The organism is Nonomuraea sp. NPDC049758 (genome assembly GCF_040674635.1).
Classification (GTDB): Bacteria; Actinomycetota; Actinomycetes; order Streptosporangiales; family Streptosporangiaceae; genus Nonomuraea.
The window spans coordinates 656,060-672,004 of sequence record NZ_JBFAMZ010000001.1; the positions used below are offsets into that span (position 1 = coordinate 656,060).

At 70.7% G+C, this 15,945-nt stretch carries 15 protein-coding genes and 1 other RNA gene; 6 read left to right on the forward strand and 10 right to left on the reverse strand.

From position 1 onward, the window contains the following. Positions 1-17: 17 nt before the first annotated feature. Positions 18-875, reverse strand: coding sequence for a hypothetical protein (locus tag AB0J46_RS03060; RefSeq protein WP_364325629.1), 858 nt, complete (start codon positions 873-875; stop codon positions 18-20). Positions 876-1,441: 566 nt separating this feature from the next. Between AB0J46_RS03060 and AB0J46_RS03065 the strand changes: the two genes are divergently transcribed. Next, positions 1,442-2,872, forward strand: a complete 1,431-nt coding sequence (locus AB0J46_RS03065; RefSeq protein WP_364325632.1) for an AMP-binding protein — start codon at positions 1,442-1,444, stop codon at positions 2,870-2,872. A gap of 19 nt (positions 2,873-2,891) precedes the next feature. After that, entirely contained in the window at positions 2,892-3,980 is a 1,089-nt protein-coding gene (locus tag AB0J46_RS03070; protein WP_364325635.1) for a trypsin-like peptidase domain-containing protein, read from the forward strand. A 48-nt stretch (positions 3,981-4,028) separates the two neighbouring features. Here AB0J46_RS03070 and AB0J46_RS03075 read toward each other — a convergent pair whose 3' ends face one another. The 3 genes from AB0J46_RS03075 to AB0J46_RS03085 all read right to left on the reverse strand — a co-directional run bounded on the left by AB0J46_RS03075 (position 4,029) and on the right by AB0J46_RS03085 (position 6,173). Further along, positions 4,029-4,568: an OmpA family protein gene (locus AB0J46_RS03075; protein WP_364325638.1), complete on the reverse strand. Its 540-nt coding sequence runs from the start codon at positions 4,566-4,568 to the stop codon at positions 4,029-4,031. Beyond that, positions 4,552-5,121, reverse strand: a complete 570-nt coding sequence (locus AB0J46_RS03080) for a lipoprotein (RefSeq protein WP_364325641.1) — start codon at positions 5,119-5,121, stop codon at positions 4,552-4,554. The genes AB0J46_RS03075 and AB0J46_RS03080 overlap by 17 nt, the downstream gene beginning before the upstream one ends. An 83-nt stretch (positions 5,122-5,204) precedes the next feature. Beyond that, positions 5,205-6,173 carry a helix-turn-helix domain-containing protein gene (locus AB0J46_RS03085; RefSeq protein WP_364325644.1) on the reverse strand — a complete coding sequence of 323 codons (969 nt, stop codon included), beginning with the start codon at positions 6,171-6,173 and terminating at the stop codon, positions 5,205-5,207. A 98-nt stretch (positions 6,174-6,271) separates the two neighbouring features. Between AB0J46_RS03085 and AB0J46_RS03090 the strand changes: the two genes are divergently transcribed. The 3 genes from AB0J46_RS03090 to AB0J46_RS03100 are packed head-to-tail and all read left to right on the forward strand — an operon-like array spanning position 6,272 to position 8,604. Beyond that, positions 6,272-6,697, forward strand: coding sequence for a hypothetical protein (locus tag AB0J46_RS03090; RefSeq protein WP_364325647.1), 426 nt, complete (start codon positions 6,272-6,274; stop codon positions 6,695-6,697). A 48-nt stretch (positions 6,698-6,745) separates the two neighbouring features. After that, entirely contained in the window at positions 6,746-7,207 is a 462-nt protein-coding gene (locus AB0J46_RS03095) for an SRPBCC family protein (RefSeq protein WP_364325650.1), read from the forward strand. Beyond that, on the forward strand, positions 7,204-8,604 hold the full coding sequence (locus AB0J46_RS03100) for a hypothetical protein (protein WP_364325653.1): 1,401 nt from the start codon (positions 7,204-7,206) through the stop codon (positions 8,602-8,604). The genes AB0J46_RS03095 and AB0J46_RS03100 overlap by 4 nt, the downstream gene beginning before the upstream one ends. A gap of 79 nt (positions 8,605-8,683) precedes the next feature. On the opposite strand, the gene ssrA is transcribed toward AB0J46_RS03100, so the two are convergent. The 6 genes from ssrA to prfB form a co-directional block, all read right to left on the reverse strand. Then, positions 8,684-9,068, reverse strand: a transfer-messenger RNA (tmRNA) gene (gene ssrA / locus AB0J46_RS03105). 304 nt (positions 9,069-9,372) lie between these two features. Further along, positions 9,373-11,238: a penicillin-binding transpeptidase domain-containing protein gene (locus AB0J46_RS03110; protein ID WP_364325656.1), complete on the reverse strand. Its 1,866-nt coding sequence runs from the start codon at positions 11,236-11,238 to the stop codon at positions 9,373-9,375. 20 nt (positions 11,239-11,258) lie between these two features. After that, a complete protein-coding gene (smpB, locus tag AB0J46_RS03115) occupies positions 11,259-11,726 on the reverse strand; it encodes an SsrA-binding protein SmpB (protein ID WP_352321717.1) in 468 nt (155 codons plus the stop codon). A 23-nt stretch (positions 11,727-11,749) separates the two neighbouring features. Beyond that, a complete protein-coding gene (gene ftsX / locus AB0J46_RS03120) occupies positions 11,750-12,658 on the reverse strand; it encodes a permease-like cell division protein FtsX (RefSeq protein ID WP_352321716.1) in 909 nt (302 codons plus the stop codon). A 20-nt stretch (positions 12,659-12,678) separates the two neighbouring features. Next, positions 12,679-13,368: a cell division ATP-binding protein FtsE gene (gene ftsE, locus AB0J46_RS03125; RefSeq protein WP_020541427.1), complete on the reverse strand. Its 690-nt coding sequence runs from the start codon at positions 13,366-13,368 to the stop codon at positions 12,679-12,681. A gap of 379 nt (positions 13,369-13,747) precedes the next feature. After that, positions 13,748-14,863, reverse strand: a complete 1,116-nt coding sequence (gene prfB, locus AB0J46_RS03130) for a peptide chain release factor 2 (RefSeq protein WP_358282811.1) — start codon at positions 14,861-14,863, stop codon at positions 13,748-13,750. A 47-nt stretch (positions 14,864-14,910) separates the two neighbouring features. Between prfB and AB0J46_RS03135 the strand changes: the two genes are divergently transcribed. After that, a complete protein-coding gene (locus AB0J46_RS03135; protein ID WP_364325661.1) occupies positions 14,911-15,942 on the forward strand; it encodes a hypothetical protein in 1,032 nt (343 codons plus the stop codon). The last annotated feature ends 3 nt before the right edge of the window (positions 15,943-15,945 follow it).

Below are 15,945 nucleotides of genomic sequence, written 5' to 3' on the forward strand. Positions count from 1 at the left end.
TAGAGCATGCTTCTGGCCTAGAGGGGCCGCACCTGCTGGACGAGTGTGTTCAAATCAGCCCATCGCGCCTTGTTCTTCTCGGGAATCGAGGCCAGCAGCATCGCCGGCTTGGTCTTGCCCACCTCGACGACCGTCACCACGGCCTGGGCGGTCTCGGTCTTGCCGCCCGAGACGTAGGTGACCTTGTAGCCCAGCGACCAGCCCTTGCCGACCGGCACCTTCGCGGACCCGGTCCAGGAGGTCAGCTCGGCGCCCGCCGGATACTGCGTGCGCAGCGCCCAGCGGGCCGCGCGGACGGCCATCTCGCGGTAGTCGGCGTCCTTGGAGGGCTTCTTCTCCGGGGCGTCGCCGGGGAACATGGCCGAGGCGATCACGGTGTGCGGCACCGCCACCTTGCCGATGCGCTGGGCGACGGTGAACGGCGCGAACGACTTGGCGTCCCAGGGCGCGGCCAGGCGCGGGTAGCTGATGCCGCTCGTCTTGTCGGAGATGATCCCGCTCACCACGGACGCCTTGCCCGGCAACGTGGGGAACGCCTTGCTCGCCGGCACCGAGGGGAGCGCGACCGGCGTCTCGCTGGGGGTCGGGGAGGCGGTCGGGGTGGCGGTCGCGGCCGGCACGGGGGCGACGGAGACCGTCGTCCCGGCGGGGTCGCCGGTCGTGGGCACGTCGCCGGAGAACACGACGAAGATCAGCAGCACCGCCGTGACGGTGACGAGGATGGCGCCCGCCAGGTAGATCGCGCGGATGGGGATGTCCCCGATGCCACGCTTGTGCGGCTTGGTGACGAGCGGCGTCACGGGACCGGCGGCGCCCGGCTGGGACTGGGGCTGAGGCTGGGGCGACCTGGGCGCTCCCGGCGGCCACACCTGCACAGGCTGATGCTGCGACGCCCTCCCCTGCCCCGGCCGCTGCCCCTGCCCTTGCGCATGGACCTGCCCCGGCCCTTGCACGAGCCCAGGCCCTTGCGCGTTGGCCTGCCCTTGCCCGTGCACAACCCCTGGCCCAGGCCCCTGCGCCTGTCCCGGCCCCTGCCGGCCGCCGCCTTGGAGCTGCTGGTTCCCGCCCGGAGACTGCGGCGGGTGCGGCGGGCGTCCCTGCGGGCCGGACGGAGGCTGCGCGCGCACCTGCGGACCCGAGGGCGACCCGGGGTAGGGACGCGGCTGCGGGCCGGACGACAGCTGAGGGCCGGACGGCGGCTGGGGGGTCGGCTGCACCGGCTGGGACGCACCCGGCCGCGGCGGACGCGGGATCTTGACCGTCTGCTCCGCAGGCGGCACGACTTGCTCGGCAGGCGGCACGACGACCTTGCGAAAAGGTTGGGTGTCCTGTGCTGATCTCTCGTCGCCGACGTCCGCCATGGCCTTGAGGTTACGTCACCGAAGAGCAGGATAATTCCTCTATTCCCCCAGCAGAATCTAATTCTGTATGGTCTGCGGACATGAGGGGTTTCTACGAGATCGCAGCCGCCGACCCGGACCGTCCCGCCCTGCTCGGCGACGACGGCGCGACCTACGGCGAGCTGCTCGCCCGCGCCAACAGGGCCTCCCACGGCCTGGTCGCGCGCGGCGTCCGGCCGGGCGGCGCCGTGGTGACCGTGCTGAAGAACGGGCTCGACGCCCTCACCATGATGCTGGCCACCTACCAGATCGGCGCCTACCTGGTGCCGGTCAACTGGCACTTCACGGCCGAGGAGATCGACTACATCGTCGCCGACTGCGGCGCCGACGTGGTCGTCTCCCCCGGCGCGCTCACGGTCGCCGACCTGACCGACGGCCGGCCCGGCACCGCGCCCGAGCACCGCCGGGCCGGCTCGATGATGCTCTACACCTCCGGCACCACGGGCCGCCCCAAGGGCGTGCGCCGCCGGCTGCTCGACCTGACGCCCGAGGACCTCTACCCCATCCTGATGCGCAAGAGCTGGCGGCACTTCGGCCTGCCGTCCGACGGGGTGCACCTGGTGTGCTCGCAGCTCTACCACTCGGCCCCCTACGGCCAGGCGATGATGGCGCTGCAGTTCGGCCACTCGATCGTGGCGCCGGAACGGTTCGACGCCGCCGAGGCGCTGGCGCTGATCGAGCGGCACCGGGTGACGAACGCGTTCATGGTGCCCACGATGTTCCACCGGCTGCTCGCCGTGCCGGACCGGAAGACCTACGACCTGTCCTCCCTCACCCACCTCTACCACGGCGCCGCCCCCTGCCCGCCCGCCACCAAGCAGGCGATGATCGACTGGCTCGGTCCCGTCCTGTGGGAGTACTACGGCTCGACGGAGGCCGCGGTGGCGACGATGGTGTCGTCCCAGGAGTGGCTGGACAGGCCGGGCACGGTCGGCAGGGCCCTCGACGGCATGGCCTTCACGATCATCGGCGACGACGGCCACGAGGCTGCCCCCGGCGAACCCGGGACGGTCTACATCGGCGGCATCAACCGCTTCGAGTACCACCGCGACCCCGGCAAGACCGCCTCGGCCATGCGCGGCGCCGCCTACACCCCCGGCGACATCGGCTACCTCGACGCCGACGGCTACCTGTTCCTGCTGGACCGCAGGACCGACCTGATCATCTCGGGCGGCGTCAACATCTACCCCGCCGAGATCGAGGCCGCGCTGCTCGAACATCCGTCGGTGGCCGACGTGGCGGTGATCGGCGTGCCCGACCCCGAGTGGGGGCACAGGGTCGTGGCGCTGGTCCAGCCCGTGCCGGGCGTGACGGGCGGCGCGGAGCTGACCGCCGAGCTGCTGCGGCACTGCGGGCCCCGGCTGGCCCGGATGAAACACCCCCGGGTGATCGAGTACCGCGAGTCGCTGCCGCGCACCCCCACGGGCAAACTCAGCAGACGGGACGTCCGGGAGGCGTATCTTTCCCGCTGAGCTGGGCAGACATCTCCCCATGAGGGAGATCGTCGCCGGACTGGCAGCCGTCGTACTGCTCACCGCCTGCGGGCGGTCCCCGTCGATCCCGGCGTCCACCTCCACGGCCACCGCGAGCCCGGCCACGACCACGCCGGGCTCGCCGACCGCCTCCGCGGAGGCGCCGGGGAGCGCGCCGCAGTCGCTGGAGAGCGCGTACGAGCGGGTCATCACGGACGTCCTGCCGTCGATCGTGCAGATCAACACCAAGGTGGGCCTCGGCTCCGGCATCGTCTACGACACGGCGGGTCACATCGTCACCAACGCCCACGTGGTCGGCGAGGCGACCGAGATGAACGTCACGATCGCCACCGGCGGCGCGCCCCGCCCGGCCAAGCTGGTCAAGGCGTTCGGCGCCGGCGACCTGGCGGTGATCAAGGTCGACCGGCCCGACGGGCTGCGCCCGGCCAGGTTCGGCGACTCGGGCAAGCTGCGGGTGGGCCAGATCGTCCTGGCCATGGGCAACCCGCTGGGCCTGTCGGGCAGCGTCACGAACGGGATCGTCTCGGCGCTCGGCCGTACCGTCAGCGAGCCCCAGAGCCCCGAGTCGCCGGGCGCCACCATCAGCGGCGCGATCCAGACCTCCGCCGCGATCAACCCCGGCAACAGCGGCGGCGCGCTGGTGAACCTGGCCGGCGAGGTCATCGGCATCCCGACCCTCGCCGCCACCGACCCTCAGCTCGGCGGCGGGGCCGCGCCCGGCATCGGGTTCGCGATCCCGAGCAACACGGCCACCGACATCGCGGCCCAGATCGTGAAGAACGGCAAGGTCACCAACAGCCACCGGGCCGCGCTCGGCATCCGCGGCAGCACGGTCATCGGCGCCACCGGGCAGCCGAGCGGTGTGGGCGTGGCGAGCGTGGAGAAGGGCGGAGGCGCGGAGAAGGCCGGGATCCGGGCCGGTGACGTGATCCTCTCGATCAACGGCAAGAAGACCACGACCATGGCCGCGCTGGCGGAGGAGGTCACCGCCTTCAAGCCCGGCGACCAGGTCAAGGTGGAGATCCTGCGCCCCGACGGCGGCACCCAGACCGTCACGGTGACCCTCGGCGAGCTCAAGGCCGAGTGACGGCCCGACGGGGCCGCCGTGTCAGCGCCAGGCCGACCCCTCAACCCCTTACTGCCGGGCCGTGAAGACGATCTCCACGCGCCGGTTCTTCGCCCGGTTCCGTTCCACCGGCTTGCCCTCGACCAGGTTGGGCAGCTTGGGCCGCCGCTCGCCGTATCCGGCCGCCTGGAGGGTCACGTTCCCGCCGCCGAGCAGGCTCTCCAGGGCCGTGCGCACGGCCTGCGCCCGCCGCCGCGACAACGTCAGGTTGTACGCGTCGCTCCCCTGGTCGTCGGTGTGCCCCTCGATCCTGACGACGCCGCCCGCGCCCTCCGCCTCGACCTTCGCGGCCACGTCCGCCAGCCGTTTGCGGGCCTTGGGCGTCAGCCGCCACTTGTCCAGCGCGAACAGCACGTCGCTGGTCAGCGCGACCGTCACCTTGCGGCCCTGCCTGGTCTCGCTCTGCGCGCCGTCCATGGACTCGACCTCGCCGACGATGTCCTCGACCGGCAGCACCAGGTCCTCCACCGGGCCGGCGGCGTCGGACGGGACCGGGACAGGCGTGGGCGTCAGCACGAGGGCCAACGCCAGGCTAAGAGAGCGGAACATCGGTGAGCACGCCCAGCATCGGCATCTCGACGTTGACCTTCGTGACCTCCGGCGGCGGCGCGGCGAAGACCGCGTACAGCGTGCTGGACTCCCCCGCCTCCAGGAACTGGCCCTGCGTGCCGGAGCACACGCAGGTGGCGTCGGCGGCGGTGCCGTTGCGGGCGACGCGGTAACGCTTGGCGTTCACCGGGTCGATCAGGGAGACGTTGGAGACCGTGTAGTCGAGCGCGCCGCCGCCCAGGCCGTTGTGCACGTTGACCTTGCCCTCGACGGCGGTGATCGTCCAGTTGAGGGTGACGGTCCTGCCCTGGCGCATCAGGGCGGTGATCTCGACGCGGGCCTTGCCGTACTGGCCGCCGGAGCCGACCTTGGCCTCACGGGTGGCGATGACCACGTCCGCCTGCGGCGGCGCCGTCTGCGCGGGCGCGGTCCGCGGCGGCGCGGGGGCGGTGGTGGTCGCCTCCTTGGCGGCGGTCTGCGGCTGCCCGCCCGGCAACATGCCACATCCGGACAGGACGACGGCCGCCCCGAGGAGCACGATCGTCTTTCGCATCTGCTGATCACCTTAATGCTCAGAAAAGGCTCAAGTCAGACACCCTAGCCCGGATTGCCCTTTTCGGGCGGGATAAATGGCGATCAGCCGGTCGCGGACGACTGGGTCAGCCGGTAGCGGGAGGGCGGGATGCCGTACCGGTCCACGAACGCCTGGCGCAGCGTCTCGGCCGTCCCGAACCCGCACCGTACGGCGATCGCGGACATGGGCAACGAGGTCGAGGCCAGCAGCTGAGCCGCCCCCTCGGTACGGGCCCGCCGCACGAACCTGCCCGGCGTCTGCCCCAGATGCCGGAGGAACAGCCGGGTGAGATGGCGTTCGCTGACGCCCGCCGCGGCGGCCAGCGTGGCCGCGGTGAGGTCGGCGGCCAGGTTCGCGCAGATGTGCTCCACGATCCGCCTGACCAGGCCGTCGGCGGGCGCCGGAGGGCTGACGAACATGCTCATCTGGGCCTGGTTGCCCGGCCGTTGCAGGTAGGTGACCATGCCACGGGCCACCGTCCTGGCCAGTTCGGCGCCGTTGTCCTCCTCGACCAGGGCGAGCGTGAGGTCGAGCGCGGCGGTGACCCCCGCGGACGTGGCCACCTCGCCGTCGCGGACGAAGATCGGGGCCGGGTCCACGGTGACGCGCGGGTAGCGGGCGGCCATGTCGGCCGCCTCCCGCCAGTGGGTGGTGGCGCGCCTGCCGTCGAGCAGTCCCGCGGCGGCCAGCACGTACGCGCCGGTGCACACCGACGCGACCCGCCTGCTCTCCCGCGCCAGCCTGCGGACATGGCCGACGACCAGCGGATTCGCCGCGGCGTCCACGTGGCCGGTGCCGCCGGAGACGATGAGCGTGTCGAGCGGCCCGGTGATCCGCTCCAGCGCAAGCTGGGCCTGCAGCACCAGCGCGCCGGCGGTGGTCACGGGATGACCGCCGGGGGTGGCCAGCCGTACCTGGTAGTACGGTGAGGCGCCGTGCCAGTTCGCGTTCTCCAGCGTCGAGCTGACGCACGCGATGTCGAGCAGCTCGGCCGCCTCGTAGGCGACGACCACGACCCGCCGGTACTCCATGGCACGACTGTAGGTCCGGAAGACCAAGAACCCAACTTTCCGGACATGTACGGCTTCGCCCCTCGTCCCCGTCCCCCCACCCGGCCACAGTCGGAGCCATGACACCGACGCCTCCCGCACCCGCGACCCCCTCCGCGACCGGCCGCCGCTGGTCGAAGTTCGCCCTCCACTACGTGGAGATGATCGTCGCCATGTTCGTCGGCATGTTCGCGCTCGGCGCCCTCCAGTCGGCCGTCGGCCTCTCCGTCTCCCACGACGAGTCGCCCGAGCTCGCGTACCTGATCATGGCCGTCGACATGTCGGTGGGCATGGCCGTGTGGATGCGCTTCCGCGGCCACCGCTGGCCGGCGACGCTGGAGATGTGCGCGGCGATGTTCGTCCCGATCGTGCCGCTCTATCCGCTGCTCTGGCTCGGCGTCATCGACGGCGGCGTCCTGATGCTCGTCGCGCACGTCGCGATGTTCCCGCTCATGCTGGCCGCCATGTTCCGGCGCCTCGACGAGTACGCCGGCTGCGCCCACTAGCCCGACCCCCTCGGCCCACGCGCCCACGGGGATCCCTAGGATGCCGCCATGGCGCGTTTCGAGACCGTGACCCTGGTCTTCGCTCCCCCCGACGTGCTCTTCGACACGTCGCTCTCGGTCGAGACCCACACCGCGTCCATGGCCGGCTCGTCGGAACGCGCCGTCGCGGGGGTCACCACGGGCCTGCTCGGCCTCGGCGACCGGGTCACCTGGCAGGCCCGGCACTTCGGCCTCACCTGGCGGATGACCTCCACGATCAGCGCCTGGGAACGGCCCGCGTACTTCGTGGACGAGCAGGTGTCCGGGCCGTTCCGCCACTGGCGGCACGAACACCGCTTCGAGGCGGCTCCGCACGCGGGCGCCACCCTCATGACCGACGTCGTCGACTTCGCCGCCCCCGCCGGCCCCCTGGGCCGCCTGGCCGAGCTGCTGGTCCTGCGCCGCCACCTGACCCACCTCATCAACATGCGCAACCAGCACATCAAGACGATCCTCGAGCCGTCCCGTTGACCGAACCCGTGCCGCCCGGCGGTCGTCCGAACCAGCGGCAAGGGCTGACGGGCATCGCGGCCGACCGTCCACCCGGCGGGATCGCGTCGCGGCCGCTGCTGGTCCTGGCCCAGCTCGTCGGCGCCTGGGCGGCCGGATCGGTCTTCCTGCCGACGGCGTGGCTGGTCCTGCCGGCCGTGCTGTTCGCCGGCGACGAGGCGGCGTTCCTCGCCGCCGCCGCAGTGGGCGTGGCGGCCCTGCTCGGCTACCTGGTCGTCGTGATCAGGGCCACCCGCGGCGTGTCCGTTCTCGGCGCGACGCGCGGCGGCCGGTTCCTGTGGGCGCTGCTGGTGCTGGGCCTGGGAACCGCCGGCTGGGCCCTCGGCTGGGTGGTGACCGACGTAGCCGGCCTCGGGGTGAGCCGCGACCTGCCGCTCGCGGCCGTGCTCGGCGGCGTTCCGTACGCCCTCGTGGCTGGGACGCTGCTGCGCGGGTGGCGCTACCAGGGCGTCTCGCTCGGGCTGAGCGTGGCGCTCCTGGGGGCGGGCGTGGCCGTGCTGCGCCAGGAGCCGCCGGACGACCTGGAGGCACGCCTGGCGGCGGGCAACCTCCATCGGGAGACCGCGTACGTGGTCGCCGTCCCCGGTTACCGGCCCGACGACCGGGACTACGGCGGCGGGCTGGGCGGCTCCGGCTTCACTCCGGCGGACCCGGCCGCCATCCCGCCTGACCGGTACGTCAGGATCGTCGCCCACGACCGGCTCCTGCCGGGCGCGGCCGTGTGCGGCCAGCCCACCGCGCAGGACGCCGACCTGCCGACCGGATCCTGCACGGCCGAGCCCGGCGGCCTGGTTCACCGGCAGGGCCCGGTCGAGCACGGCTACCAGGTACGGGTGGGCCGCCGGTACGTCACGGTGGTGGGCAGCACCGCCGTCCCCCGCGACCTGCTCCGGTCGGCCGCCCGGAGCCTGCGCCCGGCCACCGCCCGCGAACTGGGCGACCAGGAACAGACCGGCGACTACTACACGGCGCGCGTCCCGGGCTACACCCCACAGCTCATGGGCATCCCGGCGGGCCTGGTCTACACGCCCTCCGACCACACCGGCAACGGCGGCCAGAGCGTCCACATCACGTTGTCCGTCAGCCAGACCGACGACGTCTGCCATCTCGCCGAGAAGTGCACCCCGGCCGGCTCCGGCCTCACCTACGTCCGCCGCGAGGACACGCACGGTTACGCGGTGCGCCGCGGCACGGTGACCGTCCAGGTGCTCGGCGGCCTGCGGGTGGACGCGAAACCGCTGCGCCAGGCCGCGCTCGACGCCCGCCCGGCCACCGACGACGAGCTGCGCCGCCTGCTGCCCCCACTGGAGCCGCGCACCCCCCTCGACCGCCTCCGCCGCTGGCTGCGCACGTTCTGAGCCGGGACGCGCACGTCTTCCGGACAGCGAAAAGCCTCCGACCCGCCGAGTAATCGGCAGGTCGGAGGCTTTTTTGATCACGTGGAGGTGGCGGGAATCGAACCCGCGTCCTTCAACCCCAAGTCAGGGCTTCTCCGGGCGCAGCCTGCTGTGCTTTTCTCAGCCCCGGCGATCACGCAGGCGAGTCGCCGACGGGCTCAGCCACTGTTTGATTTCCCGATCTCCCCCGTGGCCGGGTCGATCGGTTGAGCCTTCTAACGATGCCAGACACCGGGCCGAAGGCACTCCCGGGCTGACAGAGGTTTCGCTACTTAGGCAGCGAGGGCCAGGGAACCCTGGCCGACCTCAGTGCGCTTGGAATTGGCACTTATTGTTTTGCGGTCACAGGATTAACGAGGTTATGTCCGCAGTCCTCGGCCCGCTTCACCTGGCTTGCAAGATCGAAGTCGAAGCCAGTCACCCCCTGTGCAGTTGTCAACACGCCTCACGCTGATCATCACGCAGAGGCGAGCAACACTGAATCTACAGGGGACAACGCCCCCAACGCCAACTTAATTCCAGCATGGCGAAACCCCCGGGAGCGTGGCACAGCAGCACGCGCTCCCGGGGGCCGACCGGCAGGGTCGAGCCGGTCCGGACGGCAGGACTTCCCCCGAGATGAAGTCCTGATCTCATCACGGCGACTGAGTCCGCAACCCCCCGAGCGGGCCCAGTCATTCAGTAAGACGCAGCCACGACCCGGAACGGTTGCTCCCCGTCACAAGATTTTCACGCAGAGTCACGAAGGCCCGAGAAGAAGCTGCCCGCGACCGCCGCCGCGTCGTAGTTCTTGGCCAGGACGGCGATCGCCACGTCCCCCTGCCAGCCGACGAACCAGGTCATGGGCTTGTCCTGGGTGCCCGCCGTCGCGCGCACGCCGTAGACCCTGCCCCGGCCCGCCTGGGCGGGGCTGCCGACCGCTCCGGCGCGCATCATCGCGGTCAGCGCGCTGCGCACCTTCGGATCCATCGGGACGGCGTCCGGCTGCTTGGTAGGGACGACCTCCGCCGCCGGATCGGGCGACGCGGGCGCGGTCACGAGCACCGGCGGCCGCCAGGTGCCCGACCCCACGGCCGCCGCGACCAGCGCCATCGACAGCGGGCTGACCTCGACGGTCTGGCCCGCGATGGCCCTGGCCTTGTCGGCGTCGCTGGACAGTTCGGGCATCGCCCCGCTGAACGACTTCAGCGGCAGCCGCCACGGCTGGCCGATGCCGAACGCCTTGGCACTCGCGGCCAGGCCGCCGGCGCTGGCCCGGCGGGCCAGCGAGGCCAGCGCGGTCACGCAGCCCTTGGCGAAGTTGTCCTGGAACGTGGCCGACGACGTGACCCCGGCGGTCTGGCTGGTGTGCACGAACTTGGCGCCGCCCACCGTGCGCTCGGCGGGGCAGGCCAGCCGCTGCTTGGTGCTGACGCCGCTCTTGATCAGCGCGTCGGCCGCCACGATCGAGAAGGCCGTGCCCGCGGGGAACCTGCCCGCCAGCGCGTCCTTCTCCTGGTTGAGCCCGCTGGTGCCGACCGCGAGGATCTCGCCGGTGTCACGCTGCACGGCCACCAGCGCGCTGGTGGCCGTCTCGGCCACCGCCCGCTCGGCCGCCGCCTGGGCGCGGCTGTCGATCGTGGTCTTGACCGAGACGTTCTGGCGGCCCGGCCACTCCTGCAGCTTGGCCACCTGCCGGCCGGTCTTGAGATCGAGGGTGATCACCTTGGTCTCGGTGGAGCCGGTCAGATAGTCCTGGTACGCCTGCTGCAGGCCGCTCTGGCCGATCGAGTCGCCGGCCCGCTGGGGGCCGCCGAGCTTCTGCTCGTCCTCGGGGGTGAGCGCGCTGACCTTGCCGACGATCTGCTTGGGGGCGGCCGGGTCGATGGGCTGCGGCTGCGGGTCGGTCTGGATGCCGGAGATGCCGGCCAGCTTCGACTTCATCGACAGGTAACGCGAGCGCCCGAACGTGACCAGCGGCACGAACTTGTCGGGCGGCGAGGACCTGATCCGGCTGAGCAGCCGGTCCTGGGCGTAGCCGGTGATCGCCGACAGCTTGGCCACGACGTCCTCGGCCCGGTCGCCCAGCGCGGACGGCACCACGCCCACGACGTAGACGTAGAGCTCGTTCTGCAGGGGGTCGTCGGCCCGGTCGACCACCGGCTGGCGCGGCTTGGGGTTGGTCTCGACCGCGAACCGCTGGCCCTCCTTGAGCTGCGGATGCAGCACCGACGGCGACCAGCGCACCTTCCAGCTGCCGTCGACCAGGTGCAGCGGCAGCGAGCCGTCGTACGCCCAGAGCGGGGTGTTCTCCCCCAGGTCGACCTCGGCGCGGAAGTCGGCCTTGGACTCCTCGCCGTTCACGCTGACGCTCTTGATCTTGAAGCGGAACGAGGCCGCGTCGAGCTCCAGCTTGGCGTTGGCCAGGGCCTTGCCCACCTTGGCGGGGTCGCCGTCGGTGCGGCCCGCGGCCAGGGCGTAGTCCTCGGACTGCCAGCCCACGAGGAAGTCGCGCACCGCGTCGTGCGGCGAGGACTCCTCGAAGCAGCCGGTCAGCGTCATGCTCGCGACCGCCAGGGTGACGGTCGCGGCAAGGGTGCGGCGCGCGCGTGTCATCGGTTAGAGTGCCGCCGCTCTCATCGGTTGCGGTGCCGCAGGGCCCGCGCCATCTCCCGCTTGGCCTGCTGCTCGGCCAGCGACTGCCGCTTGTCCCAGTCCTTCTTGCCCCGGGCGACGGCGATCTCGACCTTGGCCCGGCCGTCCTGGAAGTACAGGACCGTGGGGACGATCGTGAGGCCGCCCTCCTTGGTCATGGCGGCCAGCTTCTCGATCTCCTTGCGGTGCAGCAGCAACTTGCGCTTGCGCTTGGCGGCGTGGTTGGTCCACGTGCCCTGCATGTATTCGGGGATGTGCACGTTGAGCAGCCACGCTTCGCCATCGTCGATGCTGGCGTAGCCGTCGACGAGCGAGGCGCGGCCCTCGCGGAGCGACTTCACCTCCGTGCCCTGGAGCACGAGCCCCGCCTCGAAGGTGTCCTCAAGGTGGTAGTCGTGCCGGGCCCGCTTGTTCTGGGCGATGACCTTCCGCCCGGTCTCACGTGGCATGCTTCGACCTTACCGGCGATTCCTCACACCCTGAGGTATCGGCGGAGCGTCACGAACGAGGCCAGCACACAGATCACGACGCCGATGGCCATGGTGAGCGTGATGGTCTGGGCCACCGCGTCCCAGCCGAGCTGGGCCATGCCGCTGCCGAAGTAGCCGGCGATCTCCTCGAACAGCAGGACCTTCGTCACGATCAGGATGATGGCCGCGAAGACGCCGCCGATCAGACCGGCGATCACGCCCTCCATGACGAACGGCAGCTGGATGTAGAGGTTCGAGGCGCCCACCAGGCGCATGATCCCCGTCTCCCGGCGCCGGTTGAACGCCGACAATCGCACCGTGTTGCCGATCAGCAACGCCGCGGCCAGCACCAGCACGATGGCGACCGCCAGCGCGTAGAAGGACAGCTTGTCGAGCAGGTCGAAGAACTTGCCGATGAGCTGCTTGTGGTCCATCACCTGGGACACGCCCGGCTGGCCCTTCACGGCGTCGATCACCGGCTGGTAGTTGTCGGGGTCGACCAGCTTCACGCGGAACGACTGCGGCATGTCCTCGACCCTGGTGGCCTGGACGAGCGTCGGGCTGGCCTGGTAGGCCGTCTTGAAGTTCTCGTACGCCGTGCTCTGGTCCTCGTAGAAGACCTCCTTGACGCCCTGGAGGCTCTCAAGACGGGTCTTCAACGCCTTCGTCTGGGCCGGCGTGACGGCCTTGCCGTTGCACTCGGGGATCGCGGTGCCCTTGGTGCACAGGAAGACCGAGATCTCGACCTTGTCGAACCAGAAGGACTTGAGCATGGAGACCTGGGCGTTGATCATCAGGCCGACGCCCAGCATCGCCATGCCGACTGCCACGGTGATGACGACCGCGATCGTCATGGTCAGGTTGCGACGGAGGCCGATCCAGACCTCGGAGAAGATGAAGTTCGCCCGCATGTTGTGTCTGCCGCTCCCTGTCAGTACGCCTGGCCGTACACGCCACGCGACTGGTCACGGACGATCTTCCCGTCCTCCAGCTCGACGACGCGTTTGCGCATGGAGTCCACGATGGCCGCGTCGTGCGTGGCCATGACGACCGTGGTGCCAGTTCGGTTGATGCGGTCGAGCACCTTCATGATGCCGATGCTCGTCGCGGGGTCGATGTTGCCCGTGGGCTCGTCGGCCAGCAGGATCATCGGCCGGTTGACGAACGCGCGGGCCATGGCGACACGCTGCTGCTCGCCGCCGGACAGCTCGTCGGGCATGCGATGGGCCTTGCCCTCCAGGCCGACCAGCTCGATGACCTCGGGCACGACCTTGCGGATGAACCGCCTGGGCTTGCCGATCACCTCTAGGGCGAACGCCACGTTCTCGTAGACGTTCTTGTTCGGGAGCAACCTGAAGTCCTGGAAGACGCAGCCGATGCGGCGGCGCAGGTGGGGCACCTTGAAGTTGGAGAGGCGGGCCAGATCCTTGCCGGCGACGTGGATCGCCCCGGAGTTGGGCCGCTCCTCCTTCAGGACCAGACGCAGGAACGTGGACTTGCCTGACCCCGAAGGGCCGACGAGGAACACGAACTCGCCCTTGTCCACGTCGACGGAGACGTGGTCGAGAGCGGGCCGGTTCTGGTTCGCGTAGACCTTGGTGACATTATCGAAATGGATCACGAGAGCATCACGGCATGCCAGTCTAGGGGTCAGGACGGAAGCGAGGGTGGCACATGCCCATTTCCCGCCGCCGGCCGATCGGGGGCGCCGTCTTTACTGATGATCGACGTTCCGATTGGCCAGACGACAGTCTAGGGGGAAGACTGGCATGGAACGTCCATAACGGAAACAAAACGATTGTGCGGCTAGACTTGGGGCTGTCATGAGTTGTGAACACCTCGTATGCGCGCAGTGCGCCCACCCCGTGATCGAGGGCCGCTGCCCCCTCTGCCGAGCCAACAGGGAGCGGATGCACAATCACGGCTTCGCCGGACTGTCACCCGCCCTCGTCGTCGTCCTGCTCCTCGTGCTGCTCTTCGCGACGCTGGTGCTCAGGCACCTAGTCGGTGCCTGACTCCGCCCTGCGCATCCAGCGGATCTCCGACTCGATGAACCCGTCGAGGTCGCCGTCGAGCACCGCCGACGGGTTGCCCGCCTCGGTGCCCGTACGCAGGTCCTTCACGATCTGGTACGGGTGCAGCACGTAGTTGCGGATCTGCGTGCCCCACGACGTGGTGGTCGCGCCGCGCAGCTCCGACATCTTCTCCGCCTCCTCCTGCCGCTTGCGCTCCAGCAGCTTGGCCTGGAGCACGTTCATGGCCGAGGCGCGGTTCTGGAGCTGGGAGCGCTCGTTCTGGCAGGAGACCACGATGCCGGTGGGCAGGTGGGTGATGCGCACCGCCGAGTCGGTGGTGTTGACGCCCTGGCCGCCGGGGCCCGAGGACCGGTAGACGTCGACCCGCAGGTCGTCTTCGTTGATGTCGATGTGGTCGGTCTGCTCGACGACCGGCACGATGTCGACGCCCGCGAACGAGGTCTGGCGGCGGCCCTGGTTGTCGAACGGGCTGATGCGGACCAGCCGGTGGGTGCCATGCTCGCCGCGCAGCGTGCCGTAGGCGTAGGGGGCCTTGATGGTGAACGTGGCCGACTTGATGCCGGCCTCCTCCGCGTAGGAGGTGTCGTAGACCTCGGTGGAGTAGCCCTTGCGCTCGGCCCACCGCAGGTACATGCGCAGCAGCATCTCCGCCCAGTCGGCGGCGTCGACGCCACCGGCCTGGGAGTTGATGGTGACGAGCGCCTCGCGGGCGTCGTACTCTCCCGACAGGAGCGTGCGCACCTCAAGGGCGCCGATGTCGGTCTTGAGTGACTCCAGCTCCTTGTCGGCCTCGAGGCGCGTGTCGTCGTCGCCTTCCTCGGCCGCGAGCTCGTAGAGCACCTTCAGGTCGTCGAGACGGCGCGCGACGCCCTCGACGCGGTTGAGCTCGCCCTGGAGATGGGAGAGCTTGCTCGTGACCTTCTGCGCCTGCTCGGGGTCGTCCCACAGGTCTGGGGCGGCAACCTGCTGCTCCAGCTCCTCGATCTGCTTGCGCATCGCGTCGAGGTCGAGCACGTCCTGGATGCTGCGGAGCGTGTTCGCGAGCTCGTTGATCTCTTCTGCCGGATCGATGCCTGCCACGTCTCCCTAGGGTACGCGACCCTCGCGTGCACGAATAACATGGCGAGGTGCGTGCATACGGTCGGGGGAAGATGCTGGCGCTCGCCGTCGGCGTGCTGGCCGCGGCGACCGCGTGCACAGGCCCTGCTCAGACGTCCCCGGCGGTGACCCAGGGAAAGGCGGGCGCCACCGGCGCGGCGAGCCCTTCGCCCAGCGCGCCGCCGCCCGCCGTCACGCGTCAGGAGGCGGCCGAGGCGGTCGCCGAGATCCTGCCCACCGACGACGTGCTGCGCGTGGAGAGCCCCGTGACGGGGCGGCTGCTCCTCGGCACCGACCTGGTCCGCGACGGGCAGCTGGCGCTCACGCAGGCCGCCTTCGAGTCCACCGGCGACCGCCCGCCGCGCTACGCCTGGGGCTCGCCGACCCTCTACGTGCCCAGGTTCGCCCAGGGCGAGCGGGCGCCCTGGTTCAGCGCGCTGGCCACGCGCAACGGGCAGCCGACGCTGCTGACGTTCGCCAAGAGCGGCGACGACTGGCTGCTCAGCTCGGCCGCGCAGCTGCTGCCGGGCCAGGAGCTGCCGCGGGTGCGGCTCGACGCCGACGGCTACGCCACGGCGCTGACGCCCGACGACAAGACCGTCACGATCAGCCCCCAGTACATGGGCCCGGTGCACGCCAGCGTGGCCGAGACCGGCTCGGCCGGGGTGACGGCGGGCCTGCTCGCCGACGGGCCGTACACGACGGAGGTGGCCAAGCAGATCGCCACCGACCGCGAGACGGCCAAGAAGGACGGGTTCAGCTACGACTCGATCTTCAGCGCCGACAACTGGCCGGTCTACGCGCTGCGCACGGCCGACGGCGGCGCGCTGATCCAGTACTCGCTGTCGCGCAACACCTCGACCCGCACCGTCGCCAACAACACCTACATCATCCCGGTGCCGCCGGAGGCGGGCTGGGCCATCTCGACCTCGTCGGTGCGCCGCAGCCTCAAGCTCACCGAGGTCCACCAGTACGCCACGGCGGTGCCCCCGCTGTCGGCCCCGGCCGCCGCCCGGGTCGTCGCCCACGACGGAGCCCTCACCCGCGCCAGCGGCGAGTGAGGG

What these genes read in the sequence shown, in the direction of transcription:
- AB0J46_RS03070 (WP_364325635.1), top strand. Translation starts at nt 2,892, where the DNA reads ATGAGGGAGATCGTCGCCGGACTGGCAGCCGTCGTACTGCTCACCGCC.
- AB0J46_RS03065 (WP_364325632.1), top strand. Translation starts at nt 1,442, where the DNA reads ATGAGGGGTTTCTACGAGATCGCAGCCGCCGACCCGGACCGTCCCGCC.
- AB0J46_RS03090 (WP_364325647.1), top strand. Translation starts at nt 6,272, where the DNA reads ATGACACCGACGCCTCCCGCACCCGCGACCCCCTCCGCGACCGGCCGC.
- ftsX (WP_352321716.1), bottom strand. Translation starts at nt 12,658, where the DNA reads ATGCGGGCGAACTTCATCTTCTCCGAGGTCTGGATCGGCCTCCGTCGC.
- AB0J46_RS03085 (WP_364325644.1), bottom strand. Translation starts at nt 6,173, where the DNA reads ATGGAGTACCGGCGGGTCGTGGTCGTCGCCTACGAGGCGGCCGAGCTG.
- AB0J46_RS03110 (WP_364325656.1), bottom strand. Translation starts at nt 11,238, where the DNA reads ATGACACGCGCGCGCCGCACCCTTGCCGCGACCGTCACCCTGGCGGTC.
- smpB (WP_352321717.1), bottom strand. Translation starts at nt 11,726, where the DNA reads ATGCCACGTGAGACCGGGCGGAAGGTCATCGCCCAGAACAAGCGGGCC.
- AB0J46_RS03095 (WP_364325650.1), top strand. Translation starts at nt 6,746, where the DNA reads ATGGCGCGTTTCGAGACCGTGACCCTGGTCTTCGCTCCCCCCGACGTG.
- AB0J46_RS03080 (WP_364325641.1), bottom strand. Translation starts at nt 5,121, where the DNA reads ATGCGAAAGACGATCGTGCTCCTCGGGGCGGCCGTCGTCCTGTCCGGA.
- AB0J46_RS03075 (WP_364325638.1), bottom strand. Translation starts at nt 4,568, where the DNA reads ATGTTCCGCTCTCTTAGCCTGGCGTTGGCCCTCGTGCTGACGCCCACG.